The 20277-nt window shown below is 58.9% G+C and carries 7 protein-coding genes; all 7 read right to left on the reverse strand.

Annotated features, from left to right (window positions below; translation table 11 throughout):
• Positions 1-131 precede the first annotated feature (131 nt).
• The 7 genes from ACMGT0_RS20085 to ACMGT0_RS20115 are packed head-to-tail and all read right to left on the reverse strand — an operon-like array spanning position 132 to position 20269.
• Positions 132-1634, reverse strand: coding sequence for an FAD/NAD(P)-binding protein (locus ACMGT0_RS20085; protein ID WP_054063140.1), 1503 nt, complete (start codon positions 1632-1634; stop codon positions 132-134).
• Positions 1631-4594, reverse strand: coding sequence for an AMP-binding protein (locus ACMGT0_RS20090; protein WP_416769464.1), 2964 nt, complete (start codon positions 4592-4594; stop codon positions 1631-1633). The genes ACMGT0_RS20085 and ACMGT0_RS20090 overlap by 4 nt, the downstream gene beginning before the upstream one ends.
• Positions 4591-5658 carry a TauD/TfdA family dioxygenase gene (locus ACMGT0_RS20095; RefSeq protein WP_416769466.1) on the reverse strand — a complete coding sequence of 356 codons (1068 nt, stop codon included), beginning with the start codon at positions 5656-5658 and terminating at the stop codon, positions 4591-4593. Before ACMGT0_RS20095 ends, ACMGT0_RS20090 begins: the two co-directional genes overlap by 4 nt.
• The gene (locus ACMGT0_RS20100) at positions 5651-7303 is read right to left on the reverse strand and encodes a condensation domain-containing protein (RefSeq protein WP_416769469.1); all 1653 of its coding nucleotides are present in this window, start codon (positions 7301-7303) and stop codon (positions 5651-5653) included. Before ACMGT0_RS20100 ends, ACMGT0_RS20095 begins: the two co-directional genes overlap by 8 nt.
• Positions 7260-11939 (reverse strand): beta-ketoacyl synthase N-terminal-like domain-containing protein, encoded by a 4680-nt coding sequence (locus ACMGT0_RS20105; RefSeq protein WP_416769471.1) that lies wholly within the window; start codon positions 11937-11939, stop codon positions 7260-7262. The genes ACMGT0_RS20100 and ACMGT0_RS20105 overlap by 44 nt, the downstream gene beginning before the upstream one ends.
• Positions 11917-15273 carry an AMP-binding protein gene (locus tag ACMGT0_RS20110; RefSeq protein ID WP_081009861.1) on the reverse strand — a complete coding sequence of 1119 codons (3357 nt, stop codon included), beginning with the start codon at positions 15271-15273 and terminating at the stop codon, positions 11917-11919. Before ACMGT0_RS20110 ends, ACMGT0_RS20105 begins: the two co-directional genes overlap by 23 nt.
• Positions 15245-20269 (reverse strand): non-ribosomal peptide synthetase, encoded by a 5025-nt coding sequence (locus ACMGT0_RS20115; protein WP_054063146.1) that lies wholly within the window; start codon positions 20267-20269, stop codon positions 15245-15247. The genes ACMGT0_RS20110 and ACMGT0_RS20115 overlap by 29 nt, the downstream gene beginning before the upstream one ends.
• Positions 20270-20277: the final 8 nt, after the last annotated feature.

Raw genomic sequence — 20277 nt, forward strand, 5'->3', positions numbered from 1 at the left:
CTGATCGCTACTGCGGAACCTCGCTTGCAGAGCTGATTTTGAAGGAGAAGAAGCTGGATAATCGACTGCATGTTCTCTCGCTGTGCTATTCAATTCCTTTGAGCCACCCCTTGAAATCAGAGGGGCGACCGTCAATCCCTTGCGATCAAGGCCACCAGCCGCTCGGCGATGCGTTCGGCATCACGCGCGATATGACCGACGCTCTGCGCGTCCGGATAGGTTCCGATTAATAAAGGCCCGATTGCGAACAGGCTGCCCTCTGCCGGCCCTGCAGCCTCTTCTGCCGGCACCACCTCACAGGTGCGCGGGTTCACCCTAATCCCACCCAGCTCGACGGTTTTGCCTGCATCCTGGGCGTAGACCGAGCAGGCCAGGCCGCGCTCGTACAGGTCACGCAGCAAAGGGGAAACCGTTCGTTCAAGGCGTACATCCGACCCAGCGGCAGCTACCACCAGATCGAATTCCCCAACGCTTAGGAAATTGCCAGCGTCGTCCTGGATCTCGAGGTACTGGACATTGTGCTTCTGATCCTGAATCAAGCGATATCCTTGTGGTGCAGCTAGAACATCAAGCGAGCCAGCCTCGAACAGGGCATTGAGTCGCCGTGCGTTCTCACCAGCCATGGGCATCGCCGCACGGTAGTAGCGAGAGCGCAACGAGAGGAATCTGAGCTTGTCGCAATCGCTGAATGTTGGGAACGCCTCACTCAATAAAGGCAGTCCACCGAACAATCCCGTCTGCCACGCCAATACCGCTCCATGCTCGATTTCCCGCAGGTCCTCCTTCAGACGCTGCCCGGGCTCACCAGCACAGAGTCGCTGCAGTTTTCCCGCCAACGAAGCGCCCGTCCCATGCAACTCACCGAATGCGGCGAATAGGATCATCCGCTCAATTGCCGCTAGATCCAGTCTCCCCTGCGCGCGACACTGGGCGATAGGTTCGCGCATGACCTCTTGGCACAGTGCGTCGACATCCAAAGGCGGTGGCGGAGCCCCCCAAACCTTCGGCAACTCCCCACTACCGGATAGCACGCTAAGGTGCAACTGACCCGCTTCTGCGCTCGCCCCCAGCCCCACCGCCACGTCTACCGCCGTCAGGTAGCTGCCCAAAATCAGGACGCGTGCCCCGCCTTGGGCAACCTGCGCATCGACACGAGCGCACAACTGAGCGAAAGGCCAAGGACAGTGAAGCACTCCGTCGACGGGTTTCTTCTGGGCAAAGGCGCTATGCCCGATCGCCAACACGACGTGTCGAGCGCCCGGCACAGGCCCCCGATTGCCGTGCAAGGTCCAGCCCTCAGCAGCGGGCTCGATCACTTCAATCGTCGTTTGCAATTCGGTGGTTACCCGAGCCCCCTGACTGCGTAGAAACGCCACGATCTGTTCGAACCTACCCCCCTCTTGGCGACCCACCTCTGCCCGCAGCGAGGGTGCTGCAAGGCTCGACAGATGCGCGTCTCCAACAGCCTCCGGAGACCAGGCCAGTCCCGTCCCCCATTGCCTGCCCTGCTCATAGACAGCAACGCGCAAACTGCTGGGCAACCGTCCGGACACGATTGCATGGGCAAGTGCCAGCAGCACATATTTGGCTGACTGTCCCCCACCGATGATCGCAATATCATCCGGCACGCTCATACGCCTCGGTTCAGTTGTTCATCAATGTGACGTGCCAGCGAAGCGACACTCGGCGCATCAATCACACTGCCCAGCGAAAGGCTGATACCAAAGGCTTCACGCAATGCGACGATCAGGCGGCTAAACGAAAGTGAATGGCCGCCACTCATGAAAAAGTTATCATGCACACCCACCTGCTCCATCTCGAGCACCGAGCACCAACATTTCGCGACCAGAGCTTCGGTCGGCGTGCGCGGCGCCACGAACTCGGATTGCCGATCTGCTTGGGCGAGATCACGCAACACTTGTTGATCGACCTTACCGTGCGGGTCCAGCGCCAAGTCCGCGAGCACGACGATCCTGGCCGGACACATGCTCATCGGCAACTTCACCCTTAGTGCAGCGCTCAGTGCTTCAACGCTGAAATGGTTAGGCGATACAGGAACCACGAACGCGACCAGACAAGGCAATGGCTCGCTCAGTTTTATGAGCGTGGCCTGCTTCACTCCAGGCTCAGCGTTAATGGCAGCGATGATTTCCGCTCGGTCGATGCGTACACCGTTGAGTTTCATCTGGTCATCCTGGCGCCCGACGAACTCGATGGTGCCGTTTGGCAGGCGACGCACCCAATCACCGGTAACGTACATTCTCGCACCCGCGCAAGAGGTGAACGGATCCGGCACGAAGTGACGAGCAGTAGCAGCAGATGCCCCCACCAGCCCCCTCGCCAATCCTGCACCACCAATGCACAGCATGCCGATGCCGGCCACTGGAGTGGGCCGACAGGCGGTATCTACGACATAAAAGACGTATTCATCCAATGGTTCACCAATGGGCACAGTTCTGGAATGCACGTCGTCCGTGGTTCGATACAAACTGGCGTTAATACAGGTCTCTGCAGGCCCATACGCATTGATCAGCGAACCACCGTGCTGAGCCAACGCGGCAACGAAAGTCCCCGGGAGAGCCTCACCACCGATGACCACATGCGCAACTTTCGCCAATGCTGGCGCGCCGCCCGCATGCAAGCAACGCGACAGAAGACTGGGAGTCATTTGCACGATGTGAAATGGAAACGCCTCGAGCGCCGCAATAACAGCGCGCTCCGAGGCGCCATCCACGACGTTCAGCAGGTGCAGCCGCGCACCACGGCAGAATGTCAGCACCCACTCCCAAAGAGAGGCATCGAAGGTCGCAGGCGTGCGCCCCAGTACGCGTTCACCCGGTATGAGGGGGAAGTGTCTGGTCAAGGCCTCCACCTGGTTGGCGAGCGCCCTCTGCGATACCGCGACCGCCCGCGGCTCCCCGGTGGTGCCGGACGTGCAGATTATGTAGGCCAGCACGTCCAGAGGCCATCGTCGCGCCTGAGCGCGCGGCGTGGTGGCCCCCAGTGCCGACTGCGCCCGGACGCCGCCGTCGATCTCAATGATCGCTTTCACTTTCGAACTCTCGATGATGTGCTGTCGACGTACCGCCGGCACATGCTCGCCGAGCGCAACGAAATGAGCGCCAACCCGCCAAACTGCCAAGGCGCCGATCAGGTAGCGCACCGGGTCAGCAACGGACAAGCCCACGCAATCCTCAATGCCAATACCGATGTCGCGCAACGCTTGCGCCTGCTCGCTAACAAGCTCACCCAGCTCAGCGTAGGTCCATGCCTGAGCGCCGTAATCGAGCGCGATTTGCTGCCCCTGCTGCTCAATGACATTCCGGATACGGTCATCAACCATCATTAAAGCGTGCTCGGTGTGTCCTCGCCGCCTCGACACCATCCATCCATCAGCCTGCAGATCAGCCACGTTCAACTGACCGACCTGGACCGATACATCCGAAATTGCCCGGGTCAGGATGTCGTGCAATTCATCCAGAAGAAAATCGACGGTCGCCTGGGAATAACGAGCGGGGTTCGCACTCATTACCAGGTGCGCTCGCGCCCCGCGGGCAAAGGTCACCTCGAGGTGGCTGGACGGCGCGAAACAGGCATGCGGGTGCTCTTCCCAGCTCAACTCCCGACTTTGCCCAGTTCGCAGCGTGCGCGTGGAGAAACGAATATTCTGTCGATCGGCATCAATCGCCAAATGTTGCTCAAAAAAGCACTCCTTCCACTCACCGCACTCATCCAATTTCTTGAATACATGCTTGGCCAGCCCGGCGAACGACGTGCTGCTGGAAACCTCGAATGTCACCGGCAGTTCGTAGTCCAACCGGCCGACCAGATGTTCGAACATCTCTTCACGGTTACTGAGGACGACGATCAGGTCTTTGCTTCGCTCCGGCAGCAGACGCTCAAGCACCACTAGCCACGCACTCAGCACCAAGCTTTGGGCAGACACTTGTAGCCGAGCGGCGATTGAATCGAGGCGTTGCCCGAGCGCCTCACTCAATGCACACGTTGAAAAGGTCGCGCTGGTGGCAAAAGGCGCTTTCAGGCGCTCTTCGATCGGGAGCTCCAGGAGCGGTTCGAAAGAAGCGGCCGCCCGGGTCCAAAACTGCTTGCCGAACTGGGCTTCTGGACTGGCCATCAACTCGTGCTGCCAGTTCATGTAGTCCGCGTAGCATATGCGCCCCTCATACCCACATGCGCCGCTCGACATCTGTTCAAGTGCCTGTACGACGAACAGCGATAAGCCATCCGCGTCAAAAACCCAGGCGCGGGAAACTGCGACCAACCATTTGCGCTGGTCGATACTAACCAATGCCAGAGCGCACGCAGAACTGGCCAGCAACTGCGCCTTGGCCATGCGCTCAGATGCACCTTGCAGAGTTGACGCCTCGATCGCTTGCACCGAGCATTCGACGTTGATTCCCGGCAGGTAAATCCGACTGCGCGACAGCACATCGAAGGCAGATTGTCGCAGCATATCGATGCTGAGGTCGCCGGAAAGAGAAAAGGTGCAGCAGATGATTTCCGAGGACTCTTCACCCGTAGTACGACGGCCATAAGCCTGCAACTGCGGCAAAGACAGAGAGGAAAAGCTCATGATGGTTCTTCCTGAACACACGATGGGGTACGCAGTTGCGCCCACTCGATCTGATCCAACTGGGAAAAATAGATGATCCTCGCACCCGCATACGGTGCGCGGCCATGCGCTATGGACAGGTTATCGATCAACAGCACATCACCAGGCTGCCATTCGATTGACACCGTATTAGCGTCATAAGCCTGCCCGATCGCCATGAGTATGTCGAGTTCGATAGCCTCGCCGTTGGCGTAACGCGTGTCATTGATCAGTTGATCTCCCCGCGCCTCGACAGCCAAAGCCTCGCGCGCATGCAGCGGCAAATTCGAGTGGTGGAAGAAAAACACATGATTGGTCCAACAGAGCGCACCGGTACGCGGGTGCACTGCCACACAAGGACGAACTTGCGTCGTGGTCAACACGCCATTGTCCTTCCACTCTAGGTGTATCTCGTCGCAAGCGGCGATGGCCTCAACAGCGGCTCGATCATTCACACCGAAAGCTTGCTGCCAGGACATACCGAAGTAAGGGTGATAACTGCGTACCAGTTGATAACCGCCAAGGGCAAAAGATGACCGGATGCCCTCAGGTAGCATCTTCCATACCGCTCGGCAATCGGCAAGCCATGTCGCCCCCCCTGTTTGCGAAGGCTGGCTGCAGTAAAAAAGCAGCTTGGTAGGCATCGCCCGCTGATAGGAATTTTCGTTGTGAAACGCGATGGGGTAGGCACCAGGGTACTCCGTGGCGGTGAACACGCTGCCGGAAATACGCGTGCGAGGAGAGGTTTCCTCACGACTGATGGTGGGGGTACAGCCCAGCCATTGGCCTAACAATTCAAACTCGCGCGCGCCACCGACTTCAAAACCACGAAACAGCAATGCGCCACGCTCGGCGAGCCGGGCCTCGATCCACGCAGCATACCGGCGGAACACCTCAGCCAGCCGAACATCTGGACGTGCGGGCATGAACACCGACAAGAAAGGCCCCTCAGCCGGTACCTGCACCAGGCTGTCCCGCCAGTCGGACATGTGTCCGCTGGGCTGAGCCGAACGATCGAGCGAAAACCGCTTTTTCCATTCATGCATCGCTGCCACTCCCGCTGGTTCGCGCAAACCGCCGCTGTTTCATCCGCGCGAAAGCTGCTCGATGTCCGCTATACAGCTGCTCTTGTCGAGCCTGCAAAGCCCCTATGAACTCACTGCAGCTCGCGTCTGGACAATCGACTGCCAGTTGGGCCACCTGCTGGTACAGTACATCGAAATCGCTGGCCAAGGCCTCGGTGTGCGCGAGGATGCGATAGGCCACACTGATGCGAAATGAGGTACCTGCATCACTCAAATAGCAGACGAAGGGCACATCGTGCTCTTGCTCACTATGAACATGGTTTGCCGCTACTGAACACCCAGGTAACGAAAACGTGGCATGTGCGTTGTTATGGAATCCGAAGAGATAGCTCAAGCCCGACAGCCCGGCAGCTGTGGCTTGCGCATCGATTTCATGATGCGCCAGCCACTTGTGAGCCAGCGCGGCGCGTAGGGTTCTGCCGACCTGTGCGACCATTGCCGTGAAAGGGATGGCTGGCTCCACGCCCTGGACGATGGGTACACGATTGACGAACAAGCCCACGGTTCGTTCGAACTCGGCGGCGTCACGCATCGAGGCATCTAGCCCAATACACTCGGCACCGGGCGATTGCCTGGCCTCGAGCAACAATCGAAAAAGGGCAAACATTGTCGAATAAAGTGTTTCACCGCACCGTCGCGACAACGCTTGCAGGCTGGCAATTACGGGGGCCTGCAAGGTGAACTCGAACGAACGCATACTGCCGGAACCGCCGATCAACGCTGCTCGTTCGAGGCTCGGACGCCCCGCCGCGGACGCAATTTCCAGCGCGCAGCACATTTGTGCTCGCCACCAAGCGAGCAGTGCCGCCCGCCCCTGCTTGGCAATCGTCGCTCGCTCATACGCCACGAATGCGGGATACCCCAAGGATCCGGCGCTTTCCGGCAGCGCCTGACCGGCATGCAACGCCCGGTAACCCCGGCAGAACTCATCGACGATGATCGCGAAGGAAGTTCCATCACTGGCAATGTGGTGCCGACGCAATGTCAACAGAGTGTGCTCACTGCCCAGGGTGCAGAGGTTGACGTCCAGCAATGGGCCAGTCGACAGGTCGAAGGGCCGTGTGGCGTGCTCGGCGGCGAGGTAGCGCAGTACCGAGAGCATGTTGTCGGGTAACTGCTCGCTACCACGCTCGACCGATACCTTGACAGGCCTGAACGGATGCACCTGCTGGCGGGCGTCGCCATGCTCTGCATCGAACCCCATGCGCAAGGCAACATGCCGCTCCATCAAGGCATTCACAACTTCAGTCACGATGCCTGGGTCCAAACTCCCTTGGATCAATACACAGCTGGTCAAGCCAAATCGCGAGCTGCTGGGGCGAGCCCGTTCCATAGCCCATATTTCTTCCTGAGCATTGGACAACGGAACACCGACCGAGGCACCGGCCCCCTTACCTGAAGCACCAAGCAACTGCCTCAGCTCACTCCGGTGCCGCGCCAAGGCCTGTAGCAGCTCACTCGACAAATGCTCCTTGGGTCCTTTGACCTGTAGCGCTTCCCCCTGCAGTAGAACGCGCCCCCCTTGTCGATAGAGTTCGACGAGCGATTCGAATGCCTGCGACTCAGAGTTCAATACCAACCTCCGAAGACGGCGCCTTCTCGGCAATTTTCATGTCGATGTAGGCCACGAGAGCACCAAACGTGAGCGTGTCAAGCAACGTGGAGAGCGAAAGATCGACACCATGTGCCTGTTTCACCAGGGCCGACAGTCGCAACGCCAACAACGAATCACCACCCGCGCTGTAGAAATTGTCATCATTGCCCTGCACTGCAACGCCCAGCAACTCCTCCCATATCTGCGCCAGTGATCGAGCAGTGTCGTGCGACACAAATGCCAACCCGCCCTCTCGAGAGCCGGGCTGCACGGCAGCGCTCAGTTTCAGACTATCGAGGTAGCGCCCATAATCGGCGTGCGTCGCCTGTTGTTGATAGGCCATGAGCGAGGGCAAGTCTTGGGCACACACCACCACTTCTTCATGGTCGCTCGCGATGACTCTGAGGAGCGTTTCGACACCCTGCCGAGCAGATACGCTCTGAAGCCAGTGGCTATCGCCCCAGGTGTCCGTCGTGCTCTCACGCTTTTCGTCGTTCAACCTGTAGCGTGACTGGAACTCGCTCTGCGCATAGGCCCACATCCCGTCGGTTTGCCAATCGGTCCAATTGATGCAAATGAATCGGCACGTAGAGTCTACTGCGCCGGCTCGCGCATGAGCATTCAGATAACCATTCCCGATGACGTAACCGGCCTCCCCGAACTTCGCCTTGTGCAAGACCGCACCGATTGAGGAGAAATTCACATGAAAATCCGGGCGCAAGTGGGCGAATGCTTCAGTAACATTGGTAACGCCATGAGTCTTGGTGCGAATCGAGCGTTCGAGCATGCTGAACGAACGATTGCGCAACACGCCTTCGCGATCGATCTCGCCCGCCAGATACAGCACGCCGTCAATCTTGCTATGGCGTTCGCCGATGCGTCGCGCTGCGGCAAACACCGCTTCTCGATCATTGGCATCAAGCTGCTCGAGTTGTAGGGAGGAGGCTTGGCCACGGATCGTAGCAAGCTGCCGGCGAATCGCCACCTGCCGCTCATCATTCTCGGACTCGGGGCGATCCAGCCACTGCGCGCGATGGAGGATGACCAGGTGGACGGCAAAGCGACGCACGAGCGCTTGCGCGACAGTTAAACCAATGCCACCCAGTCCTCCAACCAGCACGAGGACGGCACCATCGAGATCGGGTTCATCAGGGGAGAGATCCACCTGCGCATGGTAAGGCTGCCAGAGGTACCGCCCCCGAACGGCTAGCGTCCCAGAGACGTTTGCGCAGGTACATGCGGTGGCAAACGCCGGTGGTAATGCACCGTCGGCCGGCAGCTCGACATGACGCAGATGAAACTGGGGATATTCCAGCTCAATCATTTTCGACATGTCGTAAGCCAAGCTCTGGGAAGCGTATACAGGCTCATCGCCCGCCACCCTGAAAAGACCGCGGGAAATGACCAACCACTCGATGCTCTTATCACCCTGCATCTGATCGAGGATCTTCGCGGTCCAGTGCAAAGTACCCAGAGAAGTAGTTACAGCAGCCTCCAACTCACGACCCGGGACGGGGCGAGCCCAGGCATACACGACCCGATCGATCCGGCCATGACGCCGCAGGCATGCATCTATCGCCAAGCGGACGTATTCCTCGTTGCCCATAGATACAATGTGATCTTCGGGGGATAGCGCATCACTCGCGGCACTGACCACCGCAAAGACCTTCGCTTGACTTTCCTCGGCCAGGTTTTCGATCCCGCGCCGCAGCGTTGCATCATCGACGAATGCGAGCACAACATCACCGGTCGGCCAGCGCTGCCCGCACGCTCCGGTAAAACGTCGCCATTGAGGAATATAGGTGTGCTCTTTGGCGTAGGGATTGGGTCGCCCCCACCACAGCAAAGATTCGGTCTCTTGGCTGGGCGACCCCGCAAGCAGGTATTCACCGCATGCGGATGCCAGCAACTGCTGGTAGCCCGCGACCGACAACAAAGGGCCATGAGCGCGTTTGTCTTCGTAACGCCACCACTGCGCAAGCATGCCCCAGATCAATTGCGTGGAGAGCCGCGAATCTGTCGAATCGATTTGGCACAGTACGCCCTGATCGTTGATCAACTCACCAAGATTGGCCAACGCGGCTTGCAGATTCGTCGCTACGTGCAAGACATTGAAACCGATCACCACGTCGAAGTGATCGACAGGTATCGACTGGGCAGCTGGCCGACGGTCTATATCGAAACGTGCGAAACGCAGTTGTCCAAGCGTTGCTTGTACCTTTTCCTCGAGTCTCTCTCGGGCCCGCTCGACCAAAGACTGACTCTCATCGCTAATCCAGTATTCGGCCAGATGCTCCGTGTTCGGAGCAGCGAGCAAGTGCTGGGTCAAGGCCAAGTGGCCGCAGCCGATCTCGAGGATACGCAGCGGTCTGCCCAGCTCGGCGCAGAACCGACGCAGGAACAGGTCGACCTGAGCGAATTGATCGGCCACGATAGCGTTGCGCTGAACATCGCTGCCAATGGCCTGGCTAAGTCGGTCCATGCCTTGTTCAGCCAAAACCTCCAGCGCGGGGCATCCTTGACACATGATCGATGCACGCTGCTCTGCCAAATCTGCAAGCAGTCGCACCAACGGCGCACGGGCGGGACAGCGCTCAAGCACCGATGCGGCCAACTGCGACGACTGAGGTAGGCCCATCAGAGCACTTGCCTGCAACATTGACTGCTCGCCTAATAGAAGGCCACGCGCCAGCATGCTTTCGACCAGGTACTCACCGAAGCGCTGGTAGTCGGGATCAAGCCCAAGCTGATCGATCAATTGGGCACGCTCGATGGTTGGATCTGCGCTGAGAGCCGTCACCCGATCGAGCAAAAAATCGCGAATCAGGCCGGCACTGTAGTCTTCCACCAGTCTCTCGGTAACGGGATCCTGCGGCGGCAATGGCACATCGGGGACCTTGCTCGCAACTTGCCACCATTTCGACGCGCGTGGCGCCTCGCTTCGCTCCACACGGCACTCGGTACGGCGATAGGGATAGGCAGGCAAATGCAGACGCCGCGAGTTCGCCGGAAACAGATCGCTGAAATCCACGGCCTCGCCTACCAACCAAGCGCTTACGCGAGACTCCAGCTCACTCTCTGCAACCTTAGCAGACCGGCCTTGCTCCAGTTGCAGGAGCAAATCGTCCAGGTCCGTGCAAATGAACGCCGCGCGACAGTCATAGCATTTTCGCCCCACGCTCAGGGTATAAGCCAAGTCAGCCAAATCAGGTCTATGTGTCATGACGAAGACCTGTAGCGCCTTCACGACCTCCTCCAGAACCTCCGGTCGATGCGCACTCAGTAGAATTGGCAAGGCCGGGGGCGCTTGGAGCAGCCGGGGAACAGGTTCGGGGGCCGGCTCCAGGACCACAAAGACATTCGTGCCACCCATACCGAGGGAGTTCACCCCCACATAGCGCGCCTGCTCAGTGTCGAACAGCGCGCCTGCACTGGGGACAACATGGAATGGCGAGGTTTTCCATGGAATCAGCGGGTGGCCTTCTCTGAAGCCGATCTGAGCGGGTCGTTTACGCTCGGATACGCACAAGGCAGCCTTGATCACACTGGCTATGCCGCTGGCACTGTCGAGGTGCCCGATATTCGCCTTCACGGAACCCAGGGCGCAGTACGGCTCATGATCCGAGGTCGCACCGAAGGCCCTGTGCAGAGCATCGAGTTCAATCGGGTCTCCCAACGCCGTACCGGTGGCATGCGCCTCGATGAATGCAAATGCCTTGGGGTCTGCCTGGGCTGTAGCAAGGGCGAGACGAATCGTTTCAACCTGTCCCTCGACCGAAGGCGCTGCGTAGCCGACCTTACGTCGCCCATCATTGCCACAGGCACTCCCGGCAATGGCGCAATAGATGGAATGATTGTCACGCACGGCATCGTCCAGTCGCCTGAGTACAACGACTCCGACGCCACTTCCACCTACCGTACCGGTCGCGTCCGCGGAGAAAGGTCGACAGTGGCCATCCTTGGAATAGACCCCTCCCTCCCGATAGACATGACCTTGACGCTGCGGGAAGATAATCGATGCCCCGCCGACAACCGCCACGTCGCATTGGTAGGTCGCCAGGGCCAGGCACGCGAAATGCAGCGCTGCCGCCGAACTGGAGCAGCCGCTTCCGACACTGACAGCAGCGCCAGTGAGCCCCAGTCGAAAGGCGATGGTGGTCGCAATATGGTCCTTGTCGTTACCCAGCAAGGCACCGAGCCCGTCCATGTTCTCTTCGAGCAAGTGTTCCAGCAGGTAGGTGCTCATGCTGGCGGAAAAGAACACGCCGACCTTGCCGTCACCGGTTTTCATCCCCGCGCAGCCAGCATCCTCCAGGGCCTCATGAGCGCATTGCAGCGCAATGCGCATCTGCGGGTCCAATCGTCGGGCCTCGCCAAGGGTATAACCGAAGAGCTCGTAGTCGAACGCATCGACATCCGGCATAACGGCTTCGGCACCGACTACCCCGCCATCAGGCAGCTCATTGGAGGCGAAACGACTACGGGTGCTGAGCATGGGGTCAAATCGCTCGACAGACTCAACCCCTTCAAGCAAGTTCGTCCAGTACCGTCGCACATCCGACGCTCCTGGGAACCGGCATGACATGCCGACAATCGCGGCTTTGCCCAGCCATTGTTCTTCATCTTCAAATCGATTCATCGTTTCCATACTTGACCTTGTGACGACGCAAAGCCGCCCGGTAGTTATTGGCACTGCGCGAAGACGTTTCATCCATGATGGGACGAACGGTATGGTCCAGCCGAGCTGCCATTTGTTCCACTGTTGTGTAAGTGAACAGATCGATCACGCTGAGTGCATCGACACCACTTTTATTGCCCGGCAATCGGTCATGGAGCGCCAGCAGCATCAATGAATTGCCGCCGGCCTCGAAAAAGTTGGTGCGAATGTCAAAAGCCGTGTGCCCAAGCAGCTCGCCCCAGAGCTGCATGAGTAGCCTTTGGGTTTCGGTCGTCGGCTGCCCTGCTGTCAGGGCCTGGTACTCAAGCTGCTTCAACCGCCCCCGTAGTGCTGACGCATCGAGCTTGCCAGCGGCCGTGCGTTCGAGGTGATCGCTGATGACGAAACGCTTGGGGGTCATCGCGCGAGGCAAACGTTGAAGGCAGAAGCGGCGCAAATCATGCTCCTGCAACTGTGCCGCTCTGGCCTCAACAAAGGCGACAAGCAGCCCTTCTTTCGAGCTGCCGCAGACGAACGCAGCCGTGACCTGCGGATGATCGAGCAAAGCCCGCTCGATCTCCTCTGGTTCCAGCCTCGCGCCTAGACTCTTGAGCTGCCGGTCCCGTCGCCCGACATAGTTGAGCATGCCGCGCCCGTCCACGAATACGCTGTCACCGGTCAAGTACATTCGCGCCCCGATCTGACCGCTAAACGGATCAGGTACAAAGCGCGCGGCGGTTAAGGCAGGCATGTCGCGATACCCACGCGCGATAGCCCCACCGATGGCCAATTCCCCTACCGCACCATCAGGCAGCCGAGTCCAGTCGTCTCGTATCACGTAGCATTGGAGACCATCGCGAGAAACGCCAATTGGAACCGGCCCCTGGCCCACCACTTTATGAAGACTTGTGTAGACCACAGCCTCCGTTGGACCGTACAAGTTCCACACCGAACTCTCGGGGGCCTCGCTGGTCAATAAGGCGGCCAATGCCGGAGAAAACACCTCACCGGCAACAAACAGGTGTGTCACGGACTGCAGCGAGATACCCGTTGCAAGAGCTGACCGCAGTACCGAAGGGACAGCTGCGAACCCTCCGGCGCTTAAGCCACGCAGCCGGTCATGATAGGTCTTACCAGCATCGATGTATAACGGGCAACCCGCTGCAAGGGGCGCGAACACCTCGAACAGCGACACATCAAACGACGCATGCGTCAGTACGTTGAACGCTTCGATGCGCCTGAATTCGAAAGCGTTTGTCGCCCAATGGATAAAGCTGGCGAAAGCACTATGGGAAACGCTCACCCCCTTCGGCTCACCAGTGGATCCAGAGGTGTACATTACATAGGCCAGTGAGCTTGCATGTACAGGCACCATCGCCTCGATAACCGGGCAGGACGGCATCACCGCCAACGCCTGATCGAGCACCACCACAGGCATGCCCATGTCTTGCGGGGCATAATTTGCCACCAAAGACGGGTCGCAGATCACCAGCGACTGGATACCGTCGCGCTGGCAGAGCATTTCTACGCGGTACCACGGAAGGTCGGCATCGAATGGCACAACACAAGCGCCAGATCGCATCACCCCCCACATCGCACCGATCATCCGAGCGCTCAGCCGGCCCCATACCGCTACACAGGCTTCACCGTGCAAGGCCATGGTGGCTAGGCGCTGCGCGACGTCTGCGGAGAACTGATCAAGCTGGCCGTAGGTAACCTGTTCGGCACCGGTGATCGCGACAGCTTCGGGATTGCTACGTGCAACGTCGGCCAGCCATTGTGGCACGCTCCCTCGAGGAACCGCCTGCGCTAAAGGGTTGACTGGTCGGTGTGACGGGTAGGCTTGCCCCACCCGTTGTTCGCAGGTCAAATCATCGTTAGCACAAAGCTCGAGCAAATGCGCATAGTCGGCCAACATTTGCTCGCAGATCCCCTGGTCGAACACCTCCTGCCGATATTCAAAAGCCAAGTGCACAACACCATTGCTGCGACTTGCACACACCAAGAGGTTCGTCTTGGCCTCCCGGTTGCGCAGCCCCAACGATGAGCCTTGAACTCCCCCCAGTTGCAAGTCCATGGCCGGACCGGTCATCACAAAGAGGGTTCCGGGTAAATCGGCGCGCGCCCCGCTGTTGCGCAAGGCATGCTCGCTCAAAACGCGGTTCATCGAAGGGTAATCTGGCGACATCGCTTCCTCGACCTGCCGGGCAATGCGCTGGCATACGTCCGAAAACGCTTGATTCGGCGCTACCCTCTCGCCAATGAGCGCCAGTTGCTGCACAGGTCCAACGACACTCATCAATCGCTCGTCCAAGCGCGCCGTCACAGGGGTGATGAGTGAAACATTGCGCGTAGTCGAGTAACGTGCTTGCAACATGACGAAGGCGGCCAGCATGAAAACGAACTCTGAAACCTTCAGAGCTCGTGCGGCCTTACTGACGGCGGCACTCGCCTCACAGCCAAGCTCACGCTGTTCCAGGGCAGTCCGATTACCGTTAGTCATGTCATTGCGCACAACACGACTTGGTTCAGCACTGGCCCGTTCCAGACGCTTTACGCATTTTTCCAACAAATGGGTCAGGCCGTCGCTGTCCCCTTGCTGACGTTCCCACTGCACGTAGTCCCGATAAGCTGATGGCGGCGGCAATGCCACCAGGCCGTCGTTGTACAAAGCAACGAATTCCTCCAGCAACTGCGCGGTGGACCACTCATCGCACACTAGGTGGTGCAGTATCCATAGCAGATAGCTGCTGCCGTCCCTTGCATTGATGACACGGCCTCGAAAAAGCCTGCCGTGGGCCACATCAAAAGGTCTGCTCGCCTCCTCCTCCAGCCATCTGTGTGCGACCGCCGACGGGGCTTGGCCTGGCACATCCAGGAGCGACAGCGCGGTGAAATCCAATTCGGCGCGCAGCGAGATGACACCGACCAACTCTCCGCCAAAACGCACGAAGGACTGTCGCAATACTTCATGGCGCTGGACCAGCATTTGCATGCAGTTACGCACCCGATCGATATCCAACGGCCCGTTCATCTGCCAAGCCATGGGCACCGAATAACTCGCCCCTTCCCCTCCGATCACATGAGCCGCATAGATCCGTTGCTGCGCAAGTGAGGGAGGTGCCAGGATTTGGCGCTCAGCCATCAGGCGCTCAACGAGAGCATCCCGTACTTCAGAGGCCCGAGCCTTGAGCCGATCGCTCAAGGCCCCGGCTGGGCCGGCATAACACAGCCGGCCCTCCTCGCTCCAAAGGGTAAGTCCTGCGGCAACAAGCTCCCCGGCGACCTCTGTGGCGTTACAGCGTGCCACTTTCAAGTTCTTCATGGCGCTTCTGACTGCCCTGCAACGCCGAATGCGCCTCCAGCGCCTCCGCCAACATGGCTATGTTATCCATCGCCGCCAGCAGTGTGCGTACTGGAATATCAACATCGAGCGTACTGCGCACCTTAGCGGCGATACGCAAGGCTGCCAGCGACTCTCCACCCAATGTCATGAAGTCGTCATGAATGCCTACGCGCTCCACATTCAGGGCAGTCTGCCAGATGCCGGCCAGCATTGCCTGCAGTGGAGACTGCGGCGCGGCGGAAGAATGGTCGGCCGCAGCCAGGGAGGCCGAATGTTCGAGAGAGGCCAGATCGACCTTGCCGGTACTAGAGACCGGCACCGCATCGACGAACACAAACTGGGCAGGCAGCATGTATTTTGGCAGGTTCTGCTTACAGAATGCCTTGAGTTGATCCACCGAAAGCGCCTGTGCGGTATCGCGTCGTACGATGTAGGCAACCAGTTGCTTGATCCCGTTGATCGCCTTGACCACGGCGACAGCCCGGTGGATTTGCGGATGGGTGGCTAGGACATGCTCGATCTCGCCCGGTTCGACACGGAAACCCTGGACTTTGACCAGTCGGTCGCGACGACTCAGGAACTCGATATTCCCTTCAAGATCCAGTCGCACCAGATCGCCAGTACGGTAGAGCCGAGCGCCAGGTACATCGCCGAACGGATCCGGCAGGTAGACGGCAGCCGTCTGCGCCGGAGCGCCCAGGTAGCCCTGAGCAACCCCTTCGCCACCAATGTACAACTCTCCAGGTACGCCTACCGCCACTGGATGCATGCGCTGATCTAGAACATAGAGCCTTGCACTGGGGATGGCGCGGCCGATCGGCATCGTCGAAACCGGACGGTAAGGCTGTCCTTGCCACACGCTCGCCCAGACCGTTGCCTCTGTTGGTCCGTACTCGTTGTAGACAGTGGCGCCCGGAATCGCCGCAGCACGCGCGTAGGTGTCACACGAAAGCGCTTCCCCTGCAGAGATGATCTGACGCAACTTCAGCGTGATGAAATCGTCCGTCGCCAGCAACGTATCAAGCAACGAAGGTGTGCAAAGTGTCATTGTCACCTGCGATGCACGCAGGTATTGCACAAGCCCCGCCAGGTCGAGCAGGGTTTCCTCATCGGGAATGACCAAGGTCGCGCCACCGACCAACGCCCCAAAGATAACGCCAACGGCACTATCAAAAGCTTGCGAGGACAACAACGCGCAACGGTCCCGCCCTCCCAGCCCGTAGTAGGCAACCCGCTCACGTGTCGAACTGTCGAGGTTGGCGTGGGACACTACCGTCGCCTTGGGAACCCCGGTCGAGCCCGATGTGAAGATGACGTAGGCGGCGCTTTGAGCGCAAACAGGTACATCATCATGAATGTCCGCATCCGCATCTACATCCGAATAGCGTACGAAACGAATCTCGCTATCCAGGCCTGGGACCAGATGAGCATACGCAGCGTCATCGCAAACGACCAGGCTCCCAGTCTGCTTGATTGCGCACGCAAGCCTTGCAGCCGGCTGATCGACATTGAGCGGTACATAGGCCGCACCGCTCTTTAGGATACCTAGCATGGCGACGATCGCAGGCAAACCACGGGACATGAGCACCCCGACCATGTCGGCGGGACGCACATGCTCTTCTTCCACCAAGTGTTTCGCGAACCGGGCCGCCATTGCGTCCAGCTCTGCATAGGTGATACGCGACTCACCACTGACAACGGCGATGTGCTCCGGTGTGCGACGAGCATGCTCGGCGATCTGGGCCACAACCGACAGGAATGGACGCTGTTCACGTTTCAAAGCGCCAGAAGCCACACCAAGAACACGGTCGAGCTGCTCGCGCGCCAGGAAAGCATCGGCATGGTAGTCGGCCGACGGATCTTTAACCATCGCCGTCAGCACCGCCAGGTAGAAATCGCCGGCGACGTCCATCACTGCCTTGTCATAGCGCAGATTGTCGTACTCCAGGCGGATACGCAGATCTTTCTCGAAAGGCGTCAGGAAGGCATTAACGCAGAAGGGGAAAGTCGATTCAGCGTAGACCTTCAGCCCCAACATCTTGAGGTTAGGCCAACGCTCGAGCTCATCGGTGACATGATAGTGGTTGAAGAAGAACAGAGTTTCGGAAAGTGGCTCGCTACCGTGCTGTCGCTTGACCTCCGCCATAGGGTAACGACGCCTTGCCAGAACTTCATGCTCGCTGTGCAAGGTATCGAGAATCAACTCTCGCCAGCTCCCACCCGGCAGACTCATGCGAAACGCCAAGCTGTTCACGAATAGACCAATGACCGCATGACTATCACGGTTCTCAGGCCGCCCATTGGAGACGGTGTATGACATGACATCATCCACACCGCCCAGCAGGCTCATCACCTTCATGTGAGCCGCCAGCAACACGGACTTGAGGGGAACGGCCAGCTCACGGGCCAGTTGCTTGACGGCATCGGACAACTCGCCACTGATGGGCACTTCGAACTTGATGATCTCTCGCTGACCGAGATCCGCACGGGGTGGGACGAAACTGGGAAGGCGCATGACCGAGACATCACGCATCCGCTCATTCCAGAACTCTCGGTAGCTATCGTCGTTGACCGCCAACTGCTCAAGCAGAATCGAATCACGGAAGGTCGAGCGCAGTTCGGGCAGCTCGAACACTTCGCCACTGACACGGGCCATGTAACGATTGACCAGCTCCGTCACCATCAAGGCATCGCTCCAGCCATCGATGATTTCGTGGTGGAAGCTGTAGCTGAGCTGACAAGTGCCCTCTGAAAAATGATGCAGCATAAATCGAATCAGCGGGTACTGCTCGATCTCGAAGCCGCGCTTCTTTTCATCTTCCAACCAGGAGTCCACGTAATCCTGATGGGTCTGTGGGTCGACATGCCTGAGGTCGAGGTAGCCGAACTCCGGCTCGCTTGCCTTGTGCACCAGTTGCAGCGGACGGCTGAAATGCGTCAGGTCGAACGAAGTACGCAGCAATGGATGACGGGCAACCAGCTCATGCACGGCATCGCGCATCGCGTCCACGTCAACAGGCATCTCCACATGATATGAGCAAATGGCGTGGTAAACCGCCGACTTTGCAGCGAACTCGCGGTGATAGATCATCCCTTCCTGCAGAAGGTTCAGAGGATACGCGTCCTCCACGTCAGACGGAATTCGCGCTCGGTCCTGCTCGGAAACCAAATAGAAAGGCTCGGAGACTGGCAGATCGACCGGCGCTGTCGCCTCGCGTACGGCTTTGGCCAGGGAGCGCACGGTCGGATGCATGTGCAGCGTCGCGATGGTGAAACGCACTCCACGCTGCTCAGCCAATGCGGTGACTTCGATGCTACGTAACGAATCCCCTCCGAGGGCGAAGTAATTGTCGTCCAGCGTGACGACGTCGCGTTGCAGTACACGTTGCCATACGGCAATCAGCGTCTCCTCGATGCTGTCGGTATGAAACTCAGCGCTGGCCTGCGCTTGCGCCACTTGCAACTCGGCAAGACTACGGCGATCAATCTTGCCATGGGCAGTGACAGGCAACGCAGGCAAAGCCATGATGCGCGACGGGCGCATGTAATCTGGCAGTGCATCGCCCAAATGCTTGGCCACAGATTGCTCCACCTGCGCGGGATCAGCCTGGGTCTCGACGAACAGTGCCAAGATACTGCCGCCACCTTCACGCTTGACGACCGCGGCGGCATTGCTCACTTGCGCGACCGCCATCGCCTGCGTTTCGATTTCCGTCAGTTCAATACGATAGCCATTGAGTTTGACTTGAGTGTCTGTGCGCCCGAAATAAAGGAAGACACCGTCCTCACGCAACGCGCCCATGTCCCCCGTCGCATAACAAAGCCGATCGTCCCATGTCACGTTAAGGAGTTTTTTCGCCGAAAGCTCAGGGTTACCCAGATAACCCGCCATGACGCCCACACCAGCAATCAGAAGCTCTCCACGCGTTCCAGCCGGCACCTGCTCACCGGACTCATTGACCACATACAGCGCCATGCCATCGATAGGTGTGCCGATGGCCACACTTTCCAAGTTGGCAGCAGTCGCGCCGCCCCATGCTTGAACACAGCAACCGACGGTCGCTTCGGTTGGCCCGTATTCGTTGTAGATACGGCAATTGGGGAAGATTCGCTGCAGCGCTACGCAATCACGAACGAGCAGTTCCTCACCGCCGATCACGAACACGTGTGCCACCTCGCGGACATGCTGCTGAGCATCGAACCAGTCGATAATCGCTCGCACATGAGTGGGGGTGACTTTGACGACAACAGGTTGAGCGGCGTCAAACAGACGATGCAGAAGCTTCTCCAAGGCCGAATCGCCTGGGACGATGTCCACACAGCCACCGGCGATCAGCGGTACCAGGAAGCTGGTGATGGAAAGGTCGAAGGTCGTGGCTGTGTGCCAGATTGCATCGTAGGCACCTTCGGTCGCGTAGCTTCGCGCAGCCCAGGTCAAATAGTTGACCAGACCACGGTTGGTTATCTGTACCCCGTTAGGTTCACCGGTCGTACCTGAGGTGTGTAGAACGTAAGCGATTTCGTCGCCAGTCCCCAAAGCCTGGAACTGAGCGGGTGCCTGACTCTGCTCTTCACACAATTCTTGAAGCGACAGCGCAGGCCAATCGATCCCAGGCAATGCGGTGCTTCCGGCGGTGAGAACCAATGCCGGTGCACAACGGGCCATAATGGTTCGTGAACGCTGTATTGGCGAATTTGGATCCACCGGCACATACGCAGCCCCGACCCTGAGGGTCGCAAGAGCAGCCACTACGAACTCGATCGAGCGCGGCATAAACAACACGATATGGTTACCAGGCTCTACACCTTTTACCAGCAGGGCGTTACTGGCTACTTGCACACGCTCGGCCAGCTCTCGGTAGCAGACAGTTCGCGCGTCCTCACGCAATGCGACAGCATCAGGTGCATACCGCACCTGCTCGTCGAACAGCGACAATGTGGACGTAAGGGTGGCTTGTTGATGATCCATAATCATTGGCTTCG

The sequence above is a fragment of the Pseudomonas sp. RHF3.3-3 genome, from assembly GCF_048069595.1.
Lineage (GTDB): Bacteria > Pseudomonadota > Gammaproteobacteria > Pseudomonadales > Pseudomonadaceae > Aquipseudomonas > Aquipseudomonas fuscovaginae_B.

Bases quoted from the DNA above. Each gene is read 5' to 3' on its own strand.
- ACMGT0_RS20085 (WP_054063140.1), bottom strand. From the start codon at position 1,634: ATGAGCGTGCCGGATGATATTGCGATCATCGGTGGGGGACAGTCAGCC.
- ACMGT0_RS20095 (WP_416769466.1), bottom strand. From the start codon at position 5,658: ATGCATGAATGGAAAAAGCGGTTTTCGCTCGATCGTTCGGCTCAGCCC.
- ACMGT0_RS20115 (WP_054063146.1), bottom strand. From the start codon at position 20,269: ATGATTATGGATCATCAACAAGCCACCCTTACGTCCACATTGTCGCTG.
- ACMGT0_RS20110 (WP_081009861.1), bottom strand. From the start codon at position 15,273: ATGAAGAACTTGAAAGTGGCACGCTGTAACGCCACAGAGGTCGCCGGG.
- ACMGT0_RS20090 (WP_416769464.1), bottom strand. From the start codon at position 4,594: ATGAGCTTTTCCTCTCTGTCTTTGCCGCAGTTGCAGGCTTATGGCCGT.
- ACMGT0_RS20105 (WP_416769471.1), bottom strand. From the start codon at position 11,939: ATGGAAACGATGAATCGATTTGAAGATGAAGAACAATGGCTGGGCAAA.